The organism is Prosthecomicrobium pneumaticum (assembly GCF_014199915.1).
Lineage (GTDB): Bacteria > Pseudomonadota > Alphaproteobacteria > Rhizobiales > Kaistiaceae > Prosthecomicrobium > Prosthecomicrobium pneumaticum.
The window spans coordinates 489,307-509,005 of record NZ_JACHOO010000003.1 but is presented as its reverse complement, the minus strand read 5'-3'; the positions used below and the strand labels follow the sequence as shown (position 1 = coordinate 509,005).

Sequence of the window (19,699 nt, the reverse complement as noted above, 5' to 3'; positions counted from 1 at the left end):
TTCGCGGCAGGGTCTCGCAGTCCTTCGTCGGATACGGTCCGGAAGGGGGGTGAGGCGAGCGCCGGGGGGCGTGGCATGGCGGTGCAGACGGCGGCAGGAGAGGAAGCCTCGATCCTGCTGATCGACGATTCGACGGTGGACCTGCGGGTGCTCGTCGATACGCTTTCGGATTTCGGCCTGCGCGTCTATCTCGCCTTTGACGGCCTCGAAGGCTACCGTCGGGCCGAGCTCGTGCTGCCCTCCCTGATCCTGCTCGACATCGGCATGCCCGGGCTCGACGGCTTCGGCACCTGCCGGCGACTGAAGAGCAATCCGCGCACACGGGACATTCCGGTGATCTTCCTCTCGTCCGCCACGGAACGCGAACGCCGGCTCGAAGGGCTGGAGCTCGGTGCCGTCGACTACATCGCCAAGCCGTTCGACGAAGCGGAAGTGCTCGCCCGGGTGCGCATCCATCTCGACATCGCGCGGCGGCTGCGCGGCGCCGCCCCGGACGACGCCGGTGCGGAGCCGGAGCGCCCGGCCGGCCTGTCACGCCGCGACGCGACGCTCGTCGAGGGCGCGACCGCGATCCTTCGCCGGGCGATCGGTGCGCCGCCCTCCCCCGATGCGGCCGCCCGCATGCTCGGGACCAATGAGAAGCGTCTCAACGAGGCGTTCCATGCCGCCTTCGGCGTGCCCGTCTTCGCCTGGCTGCGCGAGGAAAGGCTGCGTCTCGCCCGCGAGCTGCTCGTCGAGACGGAGACGCCGATCGCCGAGATCGCCGCCCATCTCGGCTATTCCAACCAGGCGAACTTCTCCCGCGCCTTCCGGCAGCGCTACGGCTGCGCCCCGATCCGCCTGCGCAACGGAGGCGCCCCTATGCCGGACGCGTCGTCCGATACCGCCGAACCGCCCGGCCCGCCGGCCGTGCCATGAGCCGCCGAGGCGCCACCGCTCGTATTCTCGGCCGTCTCCTCGCGCTCCTCCTTTCACTCGCGCTGCTGCCGGCCATGCCGGCCGGCGCGGCCGAGCCGGTCGCCGCGCGCGATCTCGCGGTCTGCGCGGCCCCGCCCGACCTGGCCATCGCCGCCGTGGCCGCGGGCGGCTGCGCTTTCGAGCCGGTCTCGACGAAAACGGATCTGGCGCGCGGCTTCTCGGCCGACACCAACTGGCTGCGCCTGACCATCCGCAACACCGCCGCGGAGGAGACCGAGCGCTGGCTGGCGATCGGGCATCCCCGGCTGCAGCGGGTGACGCTCTATGCGCCCGACCCGGCGGGGGGGTGGCACGCCACCGCCTCCGGCACCCGCATAGCGATGGCCGCGAAGCCGCTCGCGACCGCCGACGCGGTGTTTCCGCTCCGTCTCGCCGCGCGCTCGGAGGCCGCGCTCTATGTTGCGGTCTCCTCCGAGACATCGATCGACCTGACGCCGACGCTGTGGCGGCCCGACACCTATCGCGAGCGCAGCCACACGACGCGGCTGGTCCAGGCGGTCGCGATCGGCGCCCTCCTGCTCGCCGCAGCGCTGACCCTCTTCCTCTACGGACGGCTGCGCGAGCGGGTCTATCTCTATTTCGCGGCGAGCCAGCTCGCCATCGTCGTCATGGATGCGAGCTATACCGGCTTCCTGCCGGCGACGCTCTGGCCGCCGCCGCTGCCCTTCGACATCCGCGTGCAATCGCTCGCGAGCGGGGCGAGCTGTCTCTTCTTCATTCTGTTCGTGCGGGCCTTCCTGCCGCCCGGGAGCCGCCTCCACCCGCTCTCCCGCGTGCTCACCGTGCTGCTCGTGGTAATGATCGTCGCAACCGGCTATGCCTGCCTGGTGCGCTATGGCACGGCGGCGCCGGTTCAGGCGCTCGCCGCGATCGCCATCATCTCCGTCGCCATCCTGCTCTTCCTCCACGCCTGGCGCTCGGGCATCCGGCCGGCGCGCTACCTCCTCTTCTCCTATGCCGTGCTCGCCGTCGTCCTCCTCTACCGGATGGGGTCGGCCTTCGGCCTCGCGACCCCCTCCCTGCTCTACCAGATCGGCTTTTCGTGGTGCTTCGTCCTCGTCGCGCCGAGCATTCTGATCGGCGTGATCGAGCAATCGGAGAGCCTGCGGCGGAACGCCGTGCAGATCCGCTCCGAGGCGCTCGCGCGGATGCGGCTGATGGCGCAGATGAGCCATGAGCTGCGTGCCCCGCTCAATGCGATTCTCGGCTTCTCGCTGTTGCTCGGCCGCGGCAGCGGGCGCACGACGCCGCTCGAAGCCGCGGCGACGATCGAACGCGAGAGCCGGCGCCTGCTCATCATGGTCGACGAACTGCTCGATTTCTCGCGCAGCGAGGTCGGCCAGCTCGCGCTGTCGCCGGCGCCGGTGCGGCTGTCGGCGCTGCTCGAGGACGTGCGGCGCGCCGGCGAGGTGGCGGCCGCTGCGCGGGCCAACCGCTTCAGGATGGAGGTCGAGCCGGACCTGCCGGAACGGGTGGTGGTCGACGCCCGGCGGCTCAGGCAGGTGCTCGACAATCTCGTCGGCAACGCCGCGCGCTACACCGAATCCGGACGGATCACCCTCGATGTCGCGATCGACCGGGACGCCGGCGGCGCGCCGCGCCGGGCGCGATTCGCGGTCGGCGACACCGGCCCGGGCATCGGCCCGGAGGAGCGCGGCCGCATCTTCGAGCCCTTCGTGCGGGGCGAGGCCGGGCGGGCGCAACCCGACGAAGGCGCCGGCATCGGCCTCGCCCTCAGCCGGCAGCTGGTGACGCTGATGGGCGGCGAGATCGCCCTCGAGAGCCCGCCCGAAGGCGGCAGCCGGTTCCGCTTCTCGGTCGCCGTCGAACCCGCGCCCGGCGACGAGGCGGACGGCGCGACCCCGGCCCCGCCCGCCCGTGACCCGCCCGCCGATCCCCGTCTGGCGCCGCTCGGCGCGCTGATCGAGGCGGGCGCGCTGAGCGACATAGAAGACTGGCTGGAAGCCTTCCGCGCCGCCCATCCGGACGAGACGGCGCTCCACGCCGCGCTCGCCGATGCGACCGCCCGGCTCGACTTCGCCGCGCTCCGCCGGATCGTCGAGGGCGAGCGCGCGTGAGCGCGAGGCGCGCCGTCGCCTGACGCGCAGGGCCCCGGCGATCCACCGAAACCGCGACCGGTCCGCACCGCGGCGGGAGAGCGCAGGCCGGCGGCCGCCCATCCGGGAGCGGACACGGAGCGGCACACCGGGCCTCGGTCCGCACTTCATCATGCAGGTATTTGCCTGCCCTTGACATGCAGGTCAATGCCTGCATGATAGCGGTCATGACGAACGAGAACGCGCCGCCGGATGCCGACAGGGTCTTCAAGGCGCTCGCCGATCCGACGCGAAGAACGCTGCTCGACCTGCTGGTCGAGCGGAACGGGCAGACCCTCGGCCAGCTCTGCGCGAATCTCGCCATGGCGCGGCAGTCGGTCACCCAGCATCTCGGGATTCTCGAGGACGCCGGCCTGATCAGCACCAGACGACGCGGCCGCGAGAAGCTCCATTTCATCAATCCCGTGCCGCTGCACGAGGTCTATGTGCGGTGGGTGAGGAAATTCGAACGGCAGCGGCTCGATCTGCTGCACGACCTGAAGCAGGACCTCGAAGGAGACGGGCCATGAGCCGGGAAAAGACGAGCTTCGTCTATGTGAGTTACATCCGCTCGACGCGCGACAAGGTGTTCGAGGCGATCACCCGGCCCGATCTGGCGCGGCGTTACTGGGGTCACGAGAACGTCTCCGACTGGCAGCCCGGCTCGGACTGGCAGCACGTCCGCGCCGACGCGGCGCGCACCCTCGATCTGGTCGGCAAGGTGGTCGAGATCGCCCCGCCGGACCGCCTCGTCATCACCTGGGCGAACGCCTCGCAGGCCGACGACGCCGAGGCCTACAGCCGGGTCACCTTCCTCCTCGAGGACTACCGGGACATGGTCCGCCTCACCGTCTCGCACGACGAGCTCGAGGCCGGCAGCGGCATGGAGAAGGGCATCACCCGCGGCTGGCCGGCCGTCCTGTCGAGCCTCAAATCCTTCCTCGAGACCGGCGCCGGCCTCGACATCGTGCCGAAGCCGTAAGGGGCGGGCCGCGAGGCGCCGGAAAAGGCGCGGGACCGTCCGGCGGAGGCGCGCACGAAGCCGGCCCCGCCCCTGCGCCCGGGCAAGGCCGTCGCGCAGCCTTCACGCCGCATCGCTCGACGGAGGACCACGACATGACGCCCCCCTATACCGGCGGCTGCGCCTGCGGCGCCGTCCGTTACACGATCGCCGCCGAGCCGATCTTCCAGAACCATTGCCAGTGCCGCGACTGCCAGAGGCGGAGCGGCACCGGCCACGGCTCCTATCTGAGCTTTCTGTGCCGCTCCGGGGCGGCGATCACCGGCGAGACGGCGGAATGGCGCGTCACGGCCGACAGCGGCCGCGACAAGCTCTACGCCTTCTGCCCGCGCTGCGGCACGCCGACCCACCTCACCTTCCCCGCCATGCCCGAGCTGATCGCCGTCCCGGCCGCGAGCCTCGACGACCCGACCCGCTTCCACCCCGCCGCCCTCACCTACGCGATCCGGGGCGAAGCCTGGGACCCGATCGACGAGACACTGCCGCGATTCGAGCGGATGCCGGGGGGATAGGGGCCAGCGGGGGCTTCGCGCAGAGGCGTATTTCGACCCCTGCGTAAGGAGGAAGAGTCGACATTCCCGGCAAAACAAGATCTAATATTTGAAACAGACAACCCGCTTCGATTACCATAGGAGCCTTTTATAGTAATCAGAATGGCTTTGTATTTGAAATGAGAATCAGCACATCCTTTGCGGATCGGGACGTCGATGGAGCTTTCGTCCACCTGCGGATCGGGAATCGCCCCATCGAGGATATCTTTGACCCACGCGGCGACGCCGAGGGAATCCGGATCACGCTTGTAAACTCCGATCGGACGGACCCAATCTCCGTCCAAGCCGTAATGCAACGGCGATATTGGGGCGATCCTCCTCATCTATACTGGGCAGCGGCACCCGATAACGAGACCTGGACATTTGGGGCGGCACCTGTCCACAAAGATGTGCAGGACGAGGCGAGTTCAGACGTGTGACGGCTCAGGTAAATCGACTGGGTCGATAGGGGACGAGGTCCTAAGTCCTGTCGACAAAGTGTGGCATCCATATTTTTGCCGCGGCGAGTGCCAGGAGGCCACGCCTTTGCCCTGATTGAACCGGTCAGCCAACACTGATACCAGAAAAATTTGGGGTTCTACGGGACTTCCGTCGACATTTTTTTGATATTATATGTTTTTAAACTTGTAACAAAAGGCCAGGATTGAGCAAAGCAGGCGACCATCATTACGTGCCGCAGTTTCACCTCGGGATGTGGAGCGGACCGTCCGGTCAGATTAACCAATGGGGACGCATCGCTTACAACAACAAGCTCGTTTGCACGCCTGTCACCACAGCCGCCACGGCATACGTCCCCGGCCTATATTCGCTTGCTCACGTCAACGATGAGGAAGCCCAGCAGATAGAGACAGAACTGTTCGGCAGAATTGAAACTTCTGCGAAGCCTGTGCTGGAGAAGCTGATCAGCCACGGACCCGCCAAGCTCTCGGTTAAAGAGCGATACTGGTGGACCATCTACCTCAACGCCTCACTGCTGCGGGTGCCCCATATCGTGGAGATGGTCACGTCGAGCGTGCAGGAGCGTATCGCTCGGGACATGTCTCAGACAATTCCCGAGTTCGACGCAGCAAAGGGCGACGCACCGGAAAACACGCTGTACGAGTGGGCTTCGAAGCACGCACCCGCTCGTGTCGCTAACTCGGGATTGAAGGTCCTGGTCGATCTGATCCAAAGCGAAAAGGCCATCGACCGAATCATTCATCTTCACTGGCTCGTCAAAGACGTTTCGACAGGGCCGAGGCGGTTGCTCCTTGGTGACAACCCCTTTAAACGGGTCGGCGACCTCTACAAGACTCGCACGACCATCTCGATACCTTTGTCTCCGACGCGCCTCTTCATAGCCAGTGATGCGCAGGACATCATCGACCACTTTGCCCGCCTTCCCGCCCGCGATGTGGTCAAGGCGAACAACCAATCGTCCCTCATCAACGCGAAGAAGTTCGTTTACGGAGATGCTGAGCGCAATTTTATCGAAACCTACCTGCCACGGCATCAACTCAGCACGTGATTCCCACACGCATCCCGCGCCGCCGGTTATGAGCGTGAGCGAGCAGACGTTCCGTGAAGTCTACGGACATCACCACCCGGATTCCTTGCGGAACGCCGCAGCCAGAATCACCCGCAAGAGACTAGGCGGGCCGACCCACCTCACCTTCCCCGCCATGCCCGAGCTGATCGCCATCCCGGCCGCGAGCCTCGACGACCCGAGCCGCTTCCATCCCGCCGCCCTCACCTACGCGATCCGCGGCGAGGCCTGGGACCCGATCGACGAGACCCTGCCGCGATTCGAGCGGATGCCGGGGGGATAAAAAGCCCTCGGGCCGCCGATGAAGAACGGCTGGAAGGAAAGTCGTTGCCGGCGGTCGTCTCCGAAGAAATCCCCCTATGACTGCCCGGCGGCGCAATCTGAGCTTGCCACGACCCGTTTAATTCGGAATCGTTGTGCCGGCGGCGGGGCGCGCTGATGCCAGAGGGAACGGCAAGAAAAGGCGATGTCATGACGGATGTGGCGGCGGCTGCGGCCGAGGCGACGGAAGAAGGCAAGGCTGCGCGGCTCGACCGAAAGATCGAGCAACTCACTCACAGAATCTCGCAGGCGGAAGCCGTCGGTGATACGGCAGAGGAAATGGAAGAGCTTCGGCAGGTGATTGCCGAGCGCGGCCGGACCTATGTGCCCATCTCCGTTCAGAAGCGCCGCCGGGCGTCCTGAGGCAGGCGTGTGAGCTCCGGGGCCTCATGGGGCTCGGAGCGTCTATGTTACCCAGGCCATCGGGATTGCTTTCCCAAAGCCCTCGGCATTCATCGCGTTGCGGGCTGGTGACCAAGAAGGAGCGCCGCTCGTCTCGCGCCGCTGTACCCCGCTCTCCTGCATTGACAGCCGACGAGGACGTCCGGTTCGTCTGCGCTTCGCGCGCATGATCGCGCGCCGTCACCAACTCACTCCGCCGAAAGGGCATTTCCCGGACGGCGAAAGTCGGCTCCGGGGCGGCTGGCTGACCTAAAGATCGAAGAAAGTTCGAGCTTGGTGGGCCCGGCAGGATTCGAACCTGCAACCAGACCGTTATGAGCGGCCGGCTCTAACCGTTGAGCTACAGGCCCGTAGCCGATGCCGTCCTATAGGAGAGGGCGGCCCGCGGGCAAGGGGGGATCGACGGCGGGGTGGTCGGCAAGGCCGTTGCCGGCGCGCACTCCCGCTGGTCTGCAGGGCCGATCACACGGTTGCTTCGGAGTGTTTCGTGTCGGCGGTTGCGGCGGGCGGCTTCGGGCGCGGGGTCCGGCGCCCCGCTTCGGGGGACGGGTTGGACGGCCCCCCGGGCTTCGGGCTCCGGGGCTCTTGGCGGCGCAGCCGGGCTCTTGGCGGCGCGGCCGGGCTCTTGGCGGCGCGGCCGGGGGCCGGTCCAGAGCGAGCCGGCGGGGTGGCGGTTCGCCGGCCGCCCCGCGTGACGATTATGGACCCCGGCACAGAGGCCGGGGTGACGATCGCTCGGGGTCGGGAGGGCGTACGGCCCCTCCGCCCGCCATGGCGACCTGCGCCGCCATAACGCCTGCGCCGTGCCCTCCCACCGGCATGACGGCCTGCGCAGCGCTCTCCCACCGTCATGCCGGCTTGCGCAGGCCCCTCCGCCCGTCATGCCGGCCTCAAGTGCCGGCATCCATAATCGGGCCGGTCGGCGTTCCGGGCGGCCGGGCTCCGTCGGTCGGGGCTCTGCCGCGAGGGGCGGTCCCCCTCGCGGGGAAGCCGGCCGCTGTTTCTGGCGCAGGGGAGGCGCCGGGTTTCCCGGCGGCCCGGTCCGCCGCTTTTGGGCAGCGGCGGAGCCGAGGCAATGGCGACCGGGGGCGGCCCTTTCCCGCCAGCCGCCGACCGCAGGCGGCCGGCGATCGGGCCGGCCCTCGGTTCCGGGCCGTCGGCGCCGGGACCGCCCGCCGGTGCCGCGGGGCGGCCTTCCGCGCGCCAAAGTGGCGTCGCATTCCTCTGCGATCGCTCGGGCCGAAGCGGCGCCCTCCGGCGGCCGCACGAACGGAGTGACGCTCATGTCGAGGCCGATCCGCGGCGCCCTCTTCGGACTGTTTGCGACCACCTTTCTGGCGCTGCCGGCGCTGGCCGATACGCTGCCGCCGCCGAACCTCACCGTCACCGCGGAGGGCAGCGTCGCCGCGGCGCCCGACATCGCGGTGATCACCCTCGCCGTCGTCGCCGAGGCGAAGACCGCGCAGGCCGCGCTCGCCTCGAACGCCAAGGACATGACCGCGGTGATCGCCGAGGTGAAGGCGGCCGGCGTCGCCGACCGCGACGTCGCGACCTCCGGCCTGTCGGTCGACCCGGTCTATTCCGATCCCGAGAAGTCGCCGGACGGCCGGCCGCGCATCGTCGGCTACCAGGTGACCAACCAGATCACCGTGCGGGTGCGCGAACTCGCCGTTTCGGGCGGGCTGCTCGACGCCGTGATCAAGGCCGGCGCCAACCGCGTGCTCGGCATCGGCTTCGAGATCGAGGGGGTCGACGCCCTCAAGGACAAGGCGCTCGAGGCGGCGGTGCGCGAGGCGCGGCGGAAGGCGACGCTGATCGCCGCGGCGGCCGGCACGACGCTCGGGCCGATCCGGTCGCTGTCGACGAGCGAAGGCGGGATGCCCTTCTACCGCATGGACATGGCGCGCGCCGCGCCCGCCGCCGCGCCGAAGACGCCGATCATGGGCGGCGAGCAGACGGTCAGCGTTTCGGCCACCATCGTCTATGATCTCATCGAGAAATGAGCCTCGCCCGCTGGAGCAAGGATCAATGTCAGGCCGCGGCCTCGGCCGGCCGCGGTACGAGCACGGTGATCGCGGCGGGCCGCGCCTCGTAGACGAGCGGCGTCTCGGCGCGCCGGATCTCGCCGTCGACCGCCAGCCAGAGGCGCGGCCGGCGGCTCTCGATCGTCAGCCTGGTGGTGACGATCGATTCGATCTCCGGATTGTCGCGCCAGCGGCCGGAGATCAGGTCGACGCCCGCCTGGATGCGGCGGGCGACCTCGCGGCCGCGGGCGAAATGCACCTCGATGACGCCCTCGTCGAGCCGCGGCCGGTCCCAGGCCGAGCTGCCGAAGCGGTTGTTGGTGACGAGCACGGCATAGGCCTCGATCTCGCGCCGCTCGCCTTCCGCCTCGAGGGCGAGCTCGAGCACCCCGGCGCGCAGGAAGGCGCGCACCGAGGAGCGGGCGACCGCGACGAAGCGGCCGAAGGGCAGGCTGCTGCCGCGCACCTGCTCGCGGGCGCGGGCGATCTCGGCGAAGAAGCCGAGGCCGGACACCGAATGGAACAGCCGTCCGTTGACGGCGGCGAGGTCGAGCCGCTTCGGCTCGGCGCGCGCCGCCGCGGCGAGCATGGCGTCGAGCGTCGCCGGCATGCCGATGTCGCGGCCGAAGAGGTTGAGCGTGCCGAGCGGCAGCACGCCGAGCACCTTGTCGGTCCCGGCGAGCGCCCGCACCGCATGGCTGACCGAGCCGTCGCCGCCGCCGACCACGACATAGCGGGCGTCCGACGCGGCGGCCCTGTCGATCGCCGCGACGATCTCGCGGCCGGGCACCAGCTCGATGACCGGCTCGTGGCCGGAGCCTTCGAAGGCGCGTTCGATCGCCTGGCGCACCGTCGCCGGGCTCAGATCGGCGATCAGCCCGGCCTTCTCGTTGAGGACGACGGCGGTGTCGCGCATCGGCGCGGCCCCGTCCCGCTCAGCCCCGCTCCGGCAGAGGCGGCTCGCCGCGGCGCGCCCGCATCGCATTGACGAAGCGGGTGAAGAGATAATGGCTGTCGCGCGGGCCGGGCGAGGCCTCGGGGTGGTATTGCACCGAGAAGATCGGCCTGTCCTTGACCCGGATGCCGCAGTTCGAGCCGTCGAACAGCGAGACATGGGTCTCCTCGACGCTATCCGGCAGGGTCGCGGTGTCGACCGCGAAGCCGTGATTCATCGAGGTGATCTCGACCTTGCCGGTGGTGAAGTCCTTCACCGGATGGTTCGCGCCGTGATGGCCCTGATGCATCTTCTTCGTCTCGCCGCCGAGCGCGATGGCGAGCATCTGGTGGCCGAGGCAGATGCCGAACACCGGCAGGTCGGCGGCGATCACGTCGCGGATCGCCGGCACGGCATAGGCGCCCGTCGCCGCCGGGTCCCCCGGGCCGTTCGACAGGAACACGCCGTCGGGCGCATGGGCGAGGATGTCCTCGCCGGTCGCGGTCGCCGGCAGGACGGTGACGCGGCAGCCGGCATCGGCGAGCAGCCGCAGGATGTTGCGCTTGATGCCGTAATCGAGCGCGACGACGTTGAAGACCGGCGCCTCCTGCCGGCCATAGCCGGAGCCGAGCGTCCAGGAGGTCTCGTCCCAGGTGAAGCTCTGGCCGCTCGTCACGTCCTTCGCGAGGTCCATGCCCTCGAGCCCCGGCCAGGCCTTCGCCTCGGCGGCGAGCGCGGCACGGTCGAAGCGGCCGGCGCCGTCATGGGCGATGACGGCGTTCGGCATGCCCTGCTCGCGGATGCGGGCGGTCAGCGCGCGGGTATCGATGCCGGCGATGCCGATGATGCCGCGCGCCTTCAGCCAGGCGTCGAGATGCTTGAGCGAGCGCCAGTTCGACGGATCGGTCGGGTCGACCCGCAGCACCACGCCGCGCACGCCGGAGGACGAGGCCATGTTGACGGTCTCGATGTCCTCGTCATTGGCGCCGACATTGCCGATGTGCGGGAAGGTGAAGGTGATGATCTGGCCGGCATAGGAAGGATCGGTGAGGATTTCCTGATAGCCGGTCATCGCGGTGTTGAAGCAGACCTCGCCGACCGCGGTGCCGGTGGCGCCGATGCCTCGGCCCTCGACGATCGTTCCGTCCGCGAGTACGAGCAGCGCCGTCGCGACGGGCTCGGCCCAGACATCCTCGCCGAAGGCATCGGTGGCGATCTCGATCATCGGGTTCTCCTTCGATCCGCGGTCCGCACACGAAACGCGGCGGATCGTTCTCCGATCCACCGCCCCAAACCCGCACACGCCCGCTGGTGAGGGGGAGATAGTGGAGGAGACCCGGCGCGTCAACGCGGGCGACACCGTGCGGGCGCTTGCACCGCGGCCGATCACGCGCCATGTGAGGCCGCCTCATCCCATGATGCCATCCCGCGATGCGATGACCAGGAGGGTCGAACGATGCGCGACACGATCACCGCCGATCTCAGGACGGCCACGCTCGCCCGCGACAAGGAGCGCACGGCGACGCTGCGCCTCGTCGCCGCGGCGATCAAGGATCGCGACATTCTCGCCCGCGGCGCCGGCACGGAGCGGGCGACCGAGGGCGAACTCGTCGACTTGCTCGCCAGGATGATCAAGCAGCGCGAGGAATCCGCGCGCCTCTACGACGAGGGCGGCCGCCCCGAACTCGCCGCCAAGGAGCGCGCCGAGATCGCCGTCATCCGCACCTATCTGCCGCAGCAGCTCGACGAGGCGGCGGTCGCCGCGGCGATCGACAAGGCGGTCGCCGACAGCGGCGCGGCCGGCCTCAAGGACATGGGCAAGGTGATGGCCCTCCTCAAGGAGCGCCATGCCGGCCAGCTCGACTTCTCGAAGGCGAGCGGCCTCGTGCGGGCGAAGCTCGCATAAGGCGTCAGGAGCGGCAGGCTCCCTCCCCCCTTGTGGGGGGGTGATGACGCCGAAGGCCCTCCTTCCCCGAACACCCGTCACCCCGGCCTCCGTGCCTGGGTCCATAATCGGGCCGCCGGGCGAGAGGGCGCGCCGTCACCATCCCGCACATCCCTCATCCGGGGCGGAGCCGGAGGCCCGGACCATCCGGCGTACCCTCTCCCCCGTCATCCTCGCGAAGGCGAGGATCCATCACGCCGGACCGTCCTCTGTTGCATGGATTCCCGCCTTCGCGGGAATGACGGAGTGGGGAGGACGGCCCCGGAGCACCGGCCCCCACGATTATGGATGCCGGCACGGAGGCCGGCATGACGGGTGGGGGGGGGTGTTCGAAGGGCTGGCGGGGAGCGCACGGGGAGAGGGCCGCCGGACCGCCTGAGCCCGAGAGCACCGTCGCCACCAGAGCACCCGTCACCCCGGCCTCCGTGCCGGGGTCCATAATCGTGACGCCGGGCGAGAGGGCGCGCCGTCACCATCCCGCACATCCCTCATCCGGGGCGGGGCCTCTCCACTCGTCATCCTCGCGAAGGCGAGGACCCATCACGCCGGACCGTCCGCTGTTGCAGGGATTCCCGCCTGCGGGGGAATGACGGGGGGAGGACGGCCCCGGAGCATCGAACGGCACGATTATGGATGCCGGCACGGAGGCCGGCATGACGGTGGAGGGGGTGATCGAAGGGCTGGCGGGGAGCGCACAGGGAGAGGGCCGCCGGACCGTCTCAGCCCGAGAGCACCGTCGCCGCCCCAAAGCACCCGTCACCCCGGCCTCCGTGCCGGGGTCCATAATCGTGACGCCGGGCGAGAGGGCGCGCCGTCACCATCCCGCACATCCCTCATCCGGGGTGCGCGGAGCACGGACACGGGTTCCATCCCGCGTACCCTCTCCACCCGTCATCCTCGCGAAGGCGAGGATCCATCACGCCGGACCGTCCTGTGTTGCATGGATTCCCGCCTTCGCCGGAATGACGGAGTGGGGAGGACGGGCCCCGGAGCACCGGCGGTCACGATTATGGATGCCGGCACGGAGGCCGGCATGACGGGTGGGGGGCGCCGTTCGCAGAGCGGGAAGGTCGAGGAGCGCGAGAACGGACCGCAGTGGCAGGCCCCTTCAAGACGCAGAGCGCCGTCGCCGCCCCAAAGCACCCGTCACCCCGGCCTCCGTGCCGGGGTCCATAATCGGGACGCGGGGCGAGAGGGCGCGCCGTCACCATCCCGCACATCCCTCATCCGGGGTGCGCGGAGCACGGACACGGGACCCATCCCGCGTACCCTCTCCACTCGTCATCCCCGCGAAGGCGAGGATCCATCACGCCGGGCCGTCCGCTGTTGCATGGATTCCCGCCTCCGCGGGAATGACGGGGGAGGACGGCCCCGGAGCACCGAACGGCACGATTATGGATGCCGGCACGGAGGCCGGCATGACGGGTGGGGGGCGCCGTTCGCAGAGCGGGAAGGTCGAGGAGCGCGAGAACGGACCGCAGTGGCAGGCCCCTTCAAGACGCATAGCGCCGTCGCCGCCCCAAAGCACCCGTCACCCCGGCCTCCGTGCCGGGGTCCATAATCGGGACGCGGGGCGAGAGGGCGCGCCGTCACCATCCCGCACATCCCTCATCCGGGGCGCGCGGAGCACGGCCACGGGACCCATCCCGCGTACCCTCCCCGGTCATCGTCGCGAAGGCGAGGATCCATCACGCCGGACCGTCCTGTGTTGCATGGATTCCCGCCTTCGCCGGAATGACGGAGTGGGGAGGACGGCCCCGGAGCACCGGCGGTCACGATTATGGATGCCGGCACGGAGGCCGGCATGACGGGTGGGGGGCGCCGTTCGCAGAGCGGGAAGGTCGAGGAGCGCGAGAACGGACCGCAGTGGCAGGCCCCTTCAAGACGCAGAGCGCCGTCGCCGCCCCAGAGCACCCGTCACCCCGGCCTCCGTGCCGGGGTCCATAATCGTGACGTCGGGCGAGAGGGCGCGCCGTCACCATCCCGTACATCCCTCATCCGGGGCGGAGCCGGAGGCCCGGACCATCCGGCGTACCCTTTCCACCCGTCATCCTCGCGAAGGCGAGGATCCATCACGCCGGGCCTTCCGCTGTTGCAGGGATTCCCGCCTGCACGGCAACGACGGGGGGAGGACGGCCCCGGAGCATCGAACGGCACGATTATGGATGCCGGCACGGAGGCCGGCATGACGGGCGGAGGGGCTGGTTCGGTAAGACCCCGAAGGGCAGCCGAGGGAACGGACGGTCACCCCCCGCCCTGCCCTGCCCTGCCCCACAAGGGGGGGTAACCGCTCCGGGGAGGGGAACCGCCCCTGGCGGGGTAACGGCTCTTCCGCTTGCCGGCCGCGTCAGAACCGCACGGTGGCGTTGTCGCTCGCCTCGCCGGTGTGGGCGCGCTCGCCGGTGATCACCGCTTTCGCGTAGCCGTAGAGCTGGACGAGGGTCGAGGACGACACGTCCCAATACTCGGCGATGTCGATGTCGATCCTGAGCGCCGCGATGCCGGGATCGTCCTTGCCGTTGGGGAACCAGGCGCGGGCCGGCTCCGACCACAGCCGGTCGATGGTCGGCCGGTCGGTCTGAAGCGACGCGGTGCCGCCGAGCGACAGATAATTGTCGTGGCTCTCGTCGGCCACGGTGACGAGGACTTCGGAATCGCGGGCGAGCTCGTCGGCCTTGATCGAGCGCCTGTCGGTGAGGAACCACAGCACGCCGTCTTCATCGCAGGCGGCCACCGCCATCGGCCGGGCGTGATAGCGGCCGTCCGCGGATCGCGTCGCCAGCATCACGAAGCCGGCGTCGTCGAGGATCTCCTTGACCTTGGCGCGGCCGTCCTCGGCGTTTTCCATCATCGGGGTCTCCTTCTGTTCGCGCCGGTCAATGGCCGGGCGGCGAAGGCGGTTCCGGCCCGTGTGGAAAAGCGAGGTGTGGAAAGAGGGGACGGACATCGCGTCCCCTGTCTGCGGCGGCCCCGCTCCGCTACATAGAGGGGATGCGTTTCGCTCCGGCCTTTCTCGACGAAATCCGTGCCCGCATTCCCATCTCGCAGGTGGTCGGCCGGCGCGTGACCTGGGACCGGCGGAAGACCCAGGCGGCGAAGGGCGATTTCTGGGCCTGCTGCCCGTTCCACCAGGAAAAGTCGCCGAGCTTCCACTGCGACGACCGGCGCGGCATCTATCACTGCTTCGGCTGCGGCGTGACGGGCGACCATTTCCGCTTCCTGACCGAGAAGGAGGGTCTCTCCTTCCCGGAGGCCGTCGAGCTGCTCGCCTCCGAGGCGGGCCTCGCCATGCCGGCCCGCGACGAGCGGGCCGAGGCGGAGGAGAAGAAGCGCGCCTCGCTCCACGACGTGATGGAGCTCGCCACCCGCTTCTACGAGGCGACGCTGCAGAGCCGCGACGGAGCGGCGGCGCGCGGCTATCTCGCCCGAAGGGCGATCGCGCCGGAGACGCAGCGCCGCTTCCGGCTCGGCTATGCGCCCTCCGCCCGCAATGCGCTCAAGGAGCATCTCGCCGGCAAGGGCGTCGGCCATGACGAGATGGTCGCCGCCGGTCTGCTCGTCGCCGGACCGGACGTGCCGGTCTCCTTCGACCGCTTCCGCGACCGCGTGATCTTCCCGATCACCGATTTCCGTGGCCGTATCGTCGCTTTCGGCGGCCGGGCGATGGCGGGCGACGTGCCGGCGAAGTATCTGAACTCGCCCGAGACGCCGCTCTTCTCGAAGGGGTCGCTGCTCTACAATGGTGCCGAGGCGCGCAAGGCCGCCCGCGAAAAGGGCACGGTGATCGCGGTCGAAGGCTATGTCGACGTCATCGCGCTCGTCGCCGCCGGCTTCGAGCATGCGGTCGCGCCGCTCGGCACGGCGCTGACCGAACGCCAGCTCGACCTCCTGTGGCGGATGGCCGAAGAGCCGATCCTCTGTTTCGACGGTGACAAGGCGGGCATGCGGGCCGCCTTCCGGGCGGTCGAACTCGCCCTCCCCGGCCTCGCGCCCGGCCGCAGCGTCCGCTTCGCGGTGCTGCCGGAGGGCAAGGACCCCGACGATCTCGTCCGCGAGCAGGGCCGCGAGGCGATGGCGCAGGTGCTCGCCTCCGCCCGGCCGCTCGTCGAGATGATCTGGATGCGCGAGACCGAAGGCGGCGCCTTCGAGACGCCGGAACGGCGCGCCGCGCTCGAGGCGCGCCTCAAGGAGGCGGCGCGGCAGATCCGCGACGAGGCGGTACGCCGCCATTACGATCAGGCGCTGCGCGAGCGGGTGCGGGAGTTTTTCGGGTTCGGCGGCTCGGGCTTCGGCGGTGCTGCGAAGGCCGGTCGTTCGGGCGGCCGGCCGGAGCGCGGCACGGCGCAGGGCCGCGGCGGCGCGCGGGGCGGAAGGCCGCCGCCGCTCGCCGTTTCGGAGAGCCTGCGCCGGTCGACGCTGATCGCCGGTCCGGCCGCGGTGCCGCTGCGCGAGGCGGTGCTCGTCGCGACGCTCCTCAACCACCCGGCGCTGCTGGCCGCGCATCTCGACGCCTTCGCCGCGCTCGAGCTGACGAATCGCGAGCTTGACTCGCTTCGCGGGCAAATTTTAGAGATTGCCGCGGAAGACCCGCAGATCGGCGCCGCGACGCTGCGCTCGCGGATCGCACGCGGGCCGCTCTCCGGCCTCGTCTCCCGGCTCGACGCGCAGATCGAACGCGCAGGGGCCTGGCAGGCGGCGGCAGAGGCGGCGGACCGCGATGCGGAGGACGGCTGGATTCAGGCGCTCACCTTGCATAGCAAGGCGCGAACGTTACATAAGGACCTCAAGGAAGCGGAGACCGCCCTTGCCGCCGATCCGAGTGAAGCGAACTTCGCATCGTTGATCGACATTCGAAACCAGTTGGCGCGCAGCGACGGAACCGAGGCTCTGATCGAAGGCTTCGGGGAGAGCTCGGGCCGACGGCAGCGTACGATGTGAGGCCGGCAGACGGTTAATCGGCGCTTAAGAGAGTTTGGCGATCTGTCGGGACGGGATGGCGAAGGCCTTCCGGTCCCGAAACTGCATGAGCGCTTCGGGTCGAGGCGCGGGGACGACAAGGGGCGGCTGGAGACGAGGCGACGCGCTTCGGCCGGCCATATCGGAGAACTTTATGGCGACCAAGGTTCAGGAGAACGACGAGGCGCAGGAAGCGCAGACCGAAGGTCCGGACGGCCCGCTTCTCGATCTTTCCGATGCGGCCGTCAAGCGGATGATCAAGGTCGCCAAGAAGCGCGGCTTCGTCACCTATGACGAGCTGAACTCGGTCCTGCCCTCGGAAGAAGTCACCTCGGAGCAGATCGAGGACATCCTCGCGATGCTGTCCGAGATGGGCATCAACGTCATCGAGGCGGACGAGGTCGAAGAGGCCGAGGCGGGCGACGACGAGGAGGAATCGGGCGAGCTCGCCGAGACGCCGGGTACCGCGGTCGCGCGCACCACGACGACGCGCGAGCCGACCGACCGTACCGACGATCCGGTCCGCATGTATCTGCGCGAGATGGGCTCGGTCGAGCTGCTGTCGCGCGAGGGCGAGATCGCGATCGCGAAGCGCATCGAGGCCGGCCGCGAGACGATGATCGCCGGGCTCTGCGAGAGCCCGCTCACCTTCCAGGCGATCATCATCTGGAAGGACGAGCTCGCCGAGGGCAAGATCCTGCTGCGCGACATCATCGACCTCGAGGCCACCTATGCCGGCCCCGACGCCAAGAACGGGCCGATGCCCGGACCGGCGGGCGAGGAAGGCGAGGAGGAGGAAGGCGAGTTCGGTGCGGAATCGACGCCGCCGATCGCCGAGGGCGAAGGCGACGACGAGGACGACCTCGAGAACAACGTCTCGCTCGCCGCGATGGAAGCGGAGCTGAAGCCGAAGGTGGTCGCCACCTTCGAGAGCATCGCCGAGAACTACAAGAAGCTGCGCCGCCTGCAGGACCAGCTCGTCGAGGGCCGTCTCAAGAACGAGACGCTGTCGCCCTCGCAGGAGCGCCGCTACAAGAAGTTCAAGGACGACATCATCGCCGAGGTGAAGTCGCTCTCGCTCAACCAGAACCGCATCGACAGCCTGGTCGAGCAGCTCTACGAGATCAACAAGAAGCTGATCTCGAACGAGGGCCGGCTGCTGCGCCTCGCCGAGAGCTATCGCGTCAGCCGCGAGGACTTCCTGCGCGAATATCAGGGCTCGGAGCTCGATCCGAACTGGCTGCGCCGCATCTCCAATCTCGGCGGCCGCGGCTGGAAGGATTTCGCCCGCAACGAGGCGGAGCGGATCAAGGAGCTGCGCGGCGACATCCAGGCGCTCGCCACGGCGACGGCGCTCGAGATCATCGAGTTCCGCCGCATCGTGCACATGGTGCAGAAGGGCGAGCGCGAGGCGCGCCAGGCGAAGAAGGAGATGGTCGAGGCGAACCTGCGTCTCGTGATCTCGATCGCCAAGAAATACACCAACCGCGGCCTGCAGTTCCTGGACCTGATCCAGGAGGGCAATATCGGCCTGATGAAGGCGGTCGACAAGTTCGAGTACCGGCGCGGCTACAAGTTCTCGACCTACGCCACCTGGTGGATCCGGCAGGCGATCACCCGCTCGATCGCCGATCAGGCGCGCACCATCCGCATTCCGGTGCACATGATCGAGACGATCAACAAGATCGTCCGCACCTCGCGCCAGATGCTGCACGAGATCGGCCGCGAGCCGACGCCGGAGGAGCTGGCCGAGAAGCTCGCCATGCCGCTCGAAAAGGTGCGCAAGGTGCTGAAGATCGCCAAGGAGCCGATCAGCCTCGAGACGCCGATCGGCGACGAGGAGGATTCGCATCTCGGCGATTTCATCGAGGACAAGAACGCCATCCTGCCGATCGATGCGGCGATCCAGTCGAATCTGCGCGAGACGACGACGCGCGTGCTCGCCTCGCTGACGCCGCGCGAGGAGCGCGTGCTGCGCATGCGTTTCGGCATCGGCATGAACACCGACCACACGCTCGAAGAGGTCGGCCAGCAGTTCTCGGTGACGCGCGAACGCATCCGCCAGATCGAGGCGAAGGCGCTCAGGAAGCTGAAGCACCCGAGCCGCTCGCGGAAACTGCGGAGCTTCCTCGACAACTGAGCGCACGGGACCGACCGCGATGCCGACGATTTCTTCGCTGGGGCATCGCGGTCCGGACGCCGGGGTGGATGCCGGATGATCGAGATGATCAAGGTCGTGAAGGCGGAAGCGGTCGGCGATCACCTTCTGCACGTCGTCTTCTCGAACGGCAGCGAGGGCGTGCACGACTTCGCCGATATCGTCGGCGAGGAGGGGCCGATGGTCGAGCCGCTCCGTGACGCCGCGTTCTTCGCCCGGGTGTATCTCGACTATGGCGCGCCATCCTGGCCGAACGGTTTCGACGTCGATGCGATCTGGCTTCATGACGCGATGAAGGCGTTGGGCCTGCTCCGTCCGGCCGCCGCATAGCGCGGTGTGGTCATGGCGATTGCCGGTTACGAACACGGGGATCAGCCGCTCCTCAGCCGGGCGCGGTTCTTCCGGCGCCTCGGGGCGAATGTCGGGCTGGCGCTCGCGCTGATCGGCACGTCGCTCGCCTTCGGCATGGCGGGCTATCACTTCCTCGCCGGCCTCGCCTGGATCGACGCCTTCCTCAATGCGGCGATGATCCTGTCGGGCATGGGACCGGTCGACCCGCTCGAAGGCACGGCGGCGAAGCTGTTCGCCGGCCTCTTCGCGATCTATTCCGGCCTTCTCGTCGTCGCCACCGCCTCGCTGATCTTCGCGCCGGTGCTCCACCGGGTGTTGCACCGGCTGCATCTGCGCGACGAGCAGGACGCCGATGACGATGACGACGACGACAACGGCCCGGCGGCGGCGCCCCCGGGCTGAGCCTCTTGCCTGTCGCGGCGTTGCGGCCTATCTCC

Annotated in this window: 17 protein-coding genes and 1 tRNA gene; 14 read left to right on the top strand and 4 right to left on the bottom strand. The window is 69.0% G+C overall.

From position 1 onward, the window contains the following. Positions 1-75 precede the first annotated feature (75 nt). From GGQ63_RS09515 to GGQ63_RS09480, 8 genes are all read left to right on the top strand, one after another. Positions 76-918 (top strand): response regulator transcription factor, encoded by an 843-nt coding sequence (locus tag GGQ63_RS09515; RefSeq protein WP_183855053.1) that lies wholly within the window; start codon positions 76-78, stop codon positions 916-918. Beyond that, on the top strand, positions 915-3,056 hold the full coding sequence (locus GGQ63_RS09510; RefSeq protein WP_183855051.1) for a sensor histidine kinase: 2,142 nt from the start codon (positions 915-917) through the stop codon (positions 3,054-3,056). The genes GGQ63_RS09515 and GGQ63_RS09510 overlap by 4 nt, the downstream gene beginning before the upstream one ends. A gap of 206 nt (positions 3,057-3,262) precedes the next feature. Next, positions 3,263-3,604, top strand: a complete 342-nt coding sequence (locus GGQ63_RS09505; RefSeq protein WP_183855049.1) for an ArsR/SmtB family transcription factor — start codon at positions 3,263-3,265, stop codon at positions 3,602-3,604. Further along, a complete protein-coding gene (locus GGQ63_RS09500; RefSeq protein ID WP_183855047.1) occupies positions 3,601-4,056 on the top strand; it encodes an SRPBCC family protein in 456 nt (151 codons plus the stop codon). Before GGQ63_RS09505 ends, GGQ63_RS09500 begins: the two co-directional genes overlap by 4 nt. A gap of 134 nt (positions 4,057-4,190) precedes the next feature. Next, complete coding sequence (locus tag GGQ63_RS09495; RefSeq protein ID WP_183855045.1) at positions 4,191-4,607, top strand: GFA family protein; 417 nt, start codon at positions 4,191-4,193, stop codon at positions 4,605-4,607. Positions 4,608-5,289: 682 nt separating this feature from the next. Further along, a complete protein-coding gene (locus GGQ63_RS09490) occupies positions 5,290-6,153 on the top strand; it encodes a DUF4238 domain-containing protein (RefSeq protein ID WP_183855043.1) in 864 nt (287 codons plus the stop codon). A gap of 34 nt (positions 6,154-6,187) precedes the next feature. Further along, positions 6,188-6,454 (top strand): GFA family protein, encoded by a 267-nt coding sequence (locus GGQ63_RS09485; protein ID WP_183855041.1) that lies wholly within the window; start codon positions 6,188-6,190, stop codon positions 6,452-6,454. Positions 6,455-6,642: 188 nt separating this feature from the next. Then, the gene (locus tag GGQ63_RS09480) at positions 6,643-6,855 is read left to right on the top strand and encodes a hypothetical protein (protein ID WP_183855038.1); all 213 of its coding nucleotides are present in this window, start codon (positions 6,643-6,645) and stop codon (positions 6,853-6,855) included. Between the two features lie 313 nt (positions 6,856-7,168). Here the strand turns inward: GGQ63_RS09480 and GGQ63_RS09475 are convergent. Next, a tRNA-Ile gene (locus GGQ63_RS09475) sits at positions 7,169-7,244 on the bottom strand. Positions 7,245-8,177: 933 nt separating this feature from the next. Here GGQ63_RS09475 and GGQ63_RS09470 point away from each other — a divergent pair. Continuing rightward, entirely contained in the window at positions 8,178-8,897 is a 720-nt protein-coding gene (locus GGQ63_RS09470; RefSeq protein ID WP_183855036.1) for an SIMPL domain-containing protein, read from the top strand. Between the two features lie 28 nt (positions 8,898-8,925). Here GGQ63_RS09470 and GGQ63_RS09465 read toward each other — a convergent pair whose 3' ends face one another. Then, a complete protein-coding gene (locus GGQ63_RS09465) occupies positions 8,926-9,834 on the bottom strand; it encodes a diacylglycerol/lipid kinase family protein (RefSeq protein WP_183855034.1) in 909 nt (302 codons plus the stop codon). 19 nt (positions 9,835-9,853) lie between these two features. Next, entirely contained in the window at positions 9,854-11,077 is a 1,224-nt protein-coding gene (gene carA / locus GGQ63_RS09460; RefSeq protein WP_183855032.1) for a glutamine-hydrolyzing carbamoyl-phosphate synthase small subunit, read from the bottom strand. Between the two features lie 231 nt (positions 11,078-11,308). Here carA and GGQ63_RS09455 point away from each other — a divergent pair, with 231 nt between their 5' ends. Continuing rightward, complete coding sequence (locus GGQ63_RS09455) at positions 11,309-11,758, top strand: GatB/YqeY domain-containing protein (protein ID WP_183855024.1); 450 nt, start codon at positions 11,309-11,311, stop codon at positions 11,756-11,758. A 2,386-nt stretch (positions 11,759-14,144) separates the two neighbouring features. Here the strand turns inward: GGQ63_RS09455 and GGQ63_RS09450 are convergent. After that, a complete protein-coding gene (locus tag GGQ63_RS09450; protein ID WP_183855022.1) occupies positions 14,145-14,648 on the bottom strand; it encodes a pyridoxamine 5'-phosphate oxidase family protein in 504 nt (167 codons plus the stop codon). A 140-nt stretch (positions 14,649-14,788) separates the two neighbouring features. Between GGQ63_RS09450 and dnaG the strand changes: the two genes are divergently transcribed. From dnaG to GGQ63_RS09430, 4 genes are all read left to right on the top strand, one after another. Then, positions 14,789-16,735, top strand: a complete 1,947-nt coding sequence (dnaG, locus tag GGQ63_RS09445) for a DNA primase (protein WP_183855020.1) — start codon at positions 14,789-14,791, stop codon at positions 16,733-16,735. Between the two features lie 172 nt (positions 16,736-16,907). Continuing rightward, a complete protein-coding gene (rpoD, locus tag GGQ63_RS09440) occupies positions 16,908-18,893 on the top strand; it encodes an RNA polymerase sigma factor RpoD (protein ID WP_183855017.1) in 1,986 nt (661 codons plus the stop codon). Positions 18,894-18,968: 75 nt separating this feature from the next. After that, positions 18,969-19,241, top strand: coding sequence for a DUF2442 domain-containing protein (locus GGQ63_RS09435; protein ID WP_210308439.1), 273 nt, complete (start codon positions 18,969-18,971; stop codon positions 19,239-19,241). Between the two features lie 12 nt (positions 19,242-19,253). Next, positions 19,254-19,664, top strand: coding sequence for a hypothetical protein (locus GGQ63_RS09430; protein ID WP_183855014.1), 411 nt, complete (start codon positions 19,254-19,256; stop codon positions 19,662-19,664). The last annotated feature ends 35 nt before the right edge of the window (positions 19,665-19,699 follow it).